Origin of the sequence: Staphylococcus simiae (assembly GCF_002902085.1) — a bacterium.
GTDB lineage: Bacteria > Bacillota > Bacilli > Staphylococcales > Staphylococcaceae > Staphylococcus > Staphylococcus simiae.
Genome location: NZ_PPQR01000131.1, coordinates 1 through 1,687 on the forward strand (window position 1 = coordinate 1; position 1,687 = coordinate 1,687).

Consider the following 1,687-nt stretch of genomic DNA (forward strand, 5'->3'; position numbering starts at 1 on the left):
ATCTATTCTTTTGTTCAAAAACATCACTCCATTTCAAAAATTAAATTAGATTATACTGTATAATATATTAACAAAATAATCAATTATTATATCAAAAAAGTTAAACTTAATTGTTTATTTTTTTATTGTTGTAATTTTTAAAACTTAATGATGTTTAATCTAAATAATAAGTAGTTATTTAAATAGTTATTTAATATATATAAATAAAATAAAAAGTTTATCACTAAATCGAGCGATAAACTTTTTGTATTCATTAATTTATTTAATATTACTAAATTCACTAAAACTTTTAATTGATAAAGTGAATTATATTATTTAATCTGCTAAAGTAGCTGCCATAAGTGCTTTAATTGTATGCATACGATTTTCCGCTTGATCAAATACTTTAGAATATTTGCTTCTAAATATTTCATCAGTCACTTCCATAGCATTAAGACCATATTTTTCGTATATTTCTTGACCATACGTTGTTTTTGTATCATGAAAAGCTGGTAAACAATGTAAAAATATTGTCGAATCCTTACCAGTTTGATTAAACATTTGTTGATTCACTTGGTAATCTTTCAATAAGTTAATACGTTGTTCAAATTCATCTTCTTCACCCATTGAAACCCAGACATCTGTATAAATGACATCAGTATCTTTGACAGCCTCAGCGATATTATCAGTAATCATAATAGATCCACCATATTGTTGTGCTTTTTGCTGTGCAATTTCTGTATAAGCGTCCTTAGGATTCAATGCCTTAGGTGTACAAATTCTAATATTAACGCCTAACATTGCGCCTGCAACGAGTAATGAATGTGCAATATTATTTCGACCATCACCAACATAAGTGACATTAAGACCATCTATATAACCAAAATTCTCTTTCATCGTCATAAAATCTGCCAACATTTGTGTCGGATGCCAATCATTGGTTAAACCATTCCATACAGGTACACCAGAATAGGTTGCTAAATCTTCAACTGTTTGTTGTGCATAGCCGCGGAATTCAATACCATCAAAAATTCTACCCAACACTTTTGCTGTATCTTCTACAGATTCTTTGACTCCCAGTTGCAAATCATTTTTCCCTAAAAATTCAGGATGTGCACCTAAATCAATGGCAGCAACTGTAAAGGCTGCTCTTGTTCTAGTAGAACTTTTCTCAAATAGTAAAGCGATATTCTTGCCCGCTAAGTATTGGTGTTTGATACCTTGTGCTTTATAATCTTTTAACACCATAGCGAAGTCAATCAATCCCTCAAATTCTTCTTTAGTATAGTCACTCTCTTTTAATAAAGATTTGCCTTTTAAATTAAATGGTTGTTGAATTTGCATCATTATCGTCGCCCCTCATTTCTATAAGGTATTGAATAAAACTTTAGGTAGTATCATTCTTTGTTTCAATCGTTATAAAATTGAATATCATTGTTCAGTTAATTTCCGACTTTTGTTATATAATACATAATAACGTGTTTTTATACATAATAAAAGTGTTTTATGTTATTTTTATGCATAAAACATTCAAAAGAAGTGCCATCCTCTTAGAATACTTTCAGTCTTCCTTCTGACAAACGGCAGACTTACCTTCATACAATAAATATGTTCTCTATTTCCTACGATTAGTCAAGTGCTTATAAATAAAATAAGCATTACTAAATTAAACCGTTCAATTTAATTTTTTTGAATAAGGTGTTAAACT

Annotated in this window: 1 protein-coding gene; it reads right to left on the bottom strand. The window is 29.0% G+C overall.

Translation table 11 applies throughout. From position 1 onward, the window contains the following. Window positions 1-315: 315 nt before the first annotated feature. Window positions 316-1,326: an ornithine carbamoyltransferase gene (argF, locus tag CD113_RS11605; RefSeq protein WP_002464134.1), complete on the bottom strand. Its 1,011-nt coding sequence runs from the start codon at window positions 1,324-1,326 to the stop codon at window positions 316-318. Window positions 1,327-1,687: the final 361 nt, after the last annotated feature.